Below are 2,968 nucleotides of genomic sequence, written 5' to 3'. Positions count from 1 at the left end.
CGAAAAAAATATTAATTGAAAATGGTGCTGATGTTAATGTTAAAGATAATAAAGGCAGAAATGCTTTATTTTATACAAATAACATAGAAATAATACAATTATTAATTGAAAATGGTGCTGATGTTAATTCACGAGACAATTTTGGTAAAACTCCTTTGACTGATATGGTAATAAAAGCATCACGAAATTTGAGATATATAGATAATATAAATTTATTTATAGAAAATGGTGCTGATATCAGCGATCTAAATTATGAAAATATTAAAAAAAGATATAAATTAACTTCTGTTCAAGATAGTTATCTTAAATCTTTTTTTTAAAAAATCGATTCAAATAAATAAATGAATATAGTAAAAAATCGCTAGACTATTCAAAATAGGACAGAATGAAAGTAGTATAACCTATGCAGCAATAGATAAAGAAACTAACCAACAAGTAGCAATTAAAGCTTTATCTTTAACAGGCTTAAATGATTGGAAAAAGATCGAACTTTTTGAACGAGAAGCCAAAATCTTACAACAACTAGAACATCCTGCAATTCCCAGCTATTTAGATTACTTTTAGATTGAAAGTCAATAGTATTTGTAATATTATTGTAATATATAATAAATTAATTAACTCAAAAAATGTCAGCTAACCCCACACAGCTTGCAAAAATTGCCGATTATCAGCAAAAATGGCGATCGCTTTATTTTAATTGTACCTCTATAGACGCTTTAAAAGTAGAGAGTGCCTTAAAGACAATTTACGCAGCAATGGGACTATCTGCGCCGAAAATAGAGTATTGGAATGGCCCTTTAATTGCTAGTGGAAATTTTAATTTAGATTACTGGGGAAACGAGCTAGTCATAATAGAGGAGCGAATCGAACAAAATTTAAAACAAGAATTAGGTAGTAACCTGTGGCGACGGCTACGCCATCAAATCTATGAACCCCTTCACGAGCAATTATGGAATGGGATTGGTATCGAAATCTTTAATTGTCTCCAAAATAATTATTCCCTTTGGCATGATTTAAACTCTCCATTGGAAGAGAATCAGCAGTATTTCAATCCAGTAATGGATTTTGCCACTACAGAATACCTAATGGCTCGCGGTTGTTGGTTTGACTTTGCCTATGAAGTTCTTAATTGCCAAGTGGGACTAGAGTTATGGCAAAGCTATCAAGATTTAATTACTAATTGTGGTTGGCTTTTAACTTATAAAGATATCTGTGTAGTTTGTTCTCGTCCTATTGAATTAACAGTGGATACCCAGATGAGACTACACGGCGAAGGGAAACCCGCCCTATTATTTGCTGATGGCTTGAATCTTTATGCTTATGAAGGAGTAATTTTACCCGAAAGATATACCAAAGTTCATCCTTCCGCTTGGAAATTAGAATGGGTACTCCAAGAAGACAATGCAGAACTTAGAAGAATTTTAGTACAAGGTATTGGTTACGATCGCATTTGTCAAGCATCATTTTCTCAAGAATTAGATAGTTGGCGAGAATATACATTGCTCAAAATCGATATTCAAGATGATAGAGAACCAGCAAATCTTCTTAAAATGACCTGTCCCAGTACGGGTAAAATTCATGCTTTGCGCGTTCCCCCTTCGATTACCTCTGCTAGGGAAGCTATTCGCTGGGTAAATTGGGACATCGACCCCAGTGAGTTTACTATTCAAACGTAATCGGAACTTACCAAAGATATTATTGTAGGTTGGGCAATGCCCAACCTACGTCTAATTGAAAAATAATATGTGTATCATTCTTTTTTGTATTTCATATAATTTTGAATTTTCAATTTCTCATATTTAATTTTAAAAATGCTTTATTTGGCTTTAAGTTGTCTGCAAGGTAGACCAATAAAATCAGCAGCCGAGGAGTTGCTCAAACTAGGGGTGAAAGGGTTGCAACTAACTCCTGGTTTAGTACCGAATGTTGATTTTAAATCCTGGCTTGCGGAACAGAATATTGATTGCTTAACCCATCATGGTTTTAGTTGGCATAAATACAACACTAAAGTGTGGAATGAAACAGCAGATTGTTTAGTAACTTCTAATTCCATACATCCGCCCCTATTAGATAGTCCTCCAGGTAAAGTATGGAAACAAAGAGCCAAACAAGGAGATTACCAAGACTTCTTATTAGAAACCATGTACCCTAAATATCATCTTGGTAACGATTTTGAGTTAGCTTGGGCAATGGATAACCACTTTAGATTAGCTGTGGATGTGTCCCATATTTACATTCAACTACATAGCGGATGTTTATCAGATTCAGTTTGGCAAAGGCTACAACAATACGAACACATCGGCGAACTGCATTTATCAGCTAATAACGGACGTGCAGATATTCATCAACCTCTGACTAAAAACAGCTTTGGCTTAGATTGGGTAAAAGAACGCGCTCAAGACAAAATACCAGTAGTTTTAGAATGCTATATGCACAAACTCTCTCATTCAGAAAGATTACAACAAATTGAATTAATAAGTTTATAAATAATGGAACTTTTATATACAAGATCGCAAGCAGAATTACTAAGACAAAAGATAGTAGAAGAATATGTAATTCCTATAGTAGAAAAAGTTTTTACAAAATATCAGCGAATTAATTCATGTACTTTTGCTGTTGCTCAATATTGGGACGACCAAGCTCATGATGAAGTACATGATATTTTACTATTTTCTGTCTTAAATTCTTTTGATTGGGAAGCATCCTCTCAAGCAGCATGGTATGGAAAAAGAGACGAAGTAAATTTACCAGGCTTCAAAAGAGATATAGGCTATTTAATAGGAGATATTTACCAACAAGTAGAAAAAGAAAGAGGTGTAGTCAATGACTACTATTACCGTGAAATGATACCTGCTTTTGCTGCTTTTTGTAAAGAAGGTTCTCATCAATGTATGTCTACTTCAGAAGCTTATACACCTTATGCAATTTTAACTCGTACAGATAACAGTATTGCAGTAGAAATTGTGGG

5 protein-coding genes are annotated in these 2,968 nt (G+C 33.9%); all 5 read left to right on the top strand.

The features are described 5' to 3' along the window. A partial coding sequence (locus H1P_RS23370) for an ankyrin repeat domain-containing protein (protein ID WP_186376102.1) occupies positions 1–320 on the top strand: 320 nt, incomplete at its 5' end. A 37-nt stretch (positions 321–357) separates the two neighbouring features. Continuing rightward, on the top strand, positions 358–564 hold the full coding sequence (locus H1P_RS23365; protein WP_144871892.1) for a protein kinase domain-containing protein: 207 nt from the start codon (positions 358–360) through the stop codon (positions 562–564). Between the two features lie 62 nt (positions 565–626). After that, positions 627–1,676 (top strand): DUF6745 domain-containing protein, encoded by a 1,050-nt coding sequence (locus H1P_RS23360; protein ID WP_144871877.1) that lies wholly within the window; start codon positions 627–629, stop codon positions 1,674–1,676. A 135-nt stretch (positions 1,677–1,811) separates the two neighbouring features. Then, entirely contained in the window at positions 1,812–2,486 is a 675-nt protein-coding gene (locus H1P_RS23355) for a hypothetical protein (protein ID WP_144871875.1), read from the top strand. Between the two features lie 3 nt (positions 2,487–2,489). Continuing rightward, positions 2,490–2,968, top strand: a 479-nt coding sequence (locus H1P_RS23350; protein ID WP_144871873.1) for a hypothetical protein, incomplete at its 3' end; no start/stop codon positions are given.

This window comes from Hyella patelloides LEGE 07179 (assembly GCF_900659865.1).
In the GTDB taxonomy this organism is placed as follows: Bacteria; Cyanobacteriota; Cyanobacteriia; order Cyanobacteriales; family Xenococcaceae; genus Hyella; species Hyella patelloides.
The sequence above is the reverse complement of the archived record's forward strand: the minus strand, read 5'-3'. Positions and strand labels throughout refer to the sequence as shown.

What these genes read in the sequence shown, in the direction of transcription:
- H1P_RS23360 (WP_144871877.1), top strand. Translation starts at nt 627, where the DNA reads ATGTCAGCTAACCCCACACAGCTTGCAAAAATTGCCGATTATCAGCAA.
- H1P_RS23355 (WP_144871875.1), top strand. Translation starts at nt 1,812, where the DNA reads ATGCTTTATTTGGCTTTAAGTTGTCTGCAAGGTAGACCAATAAAATCA.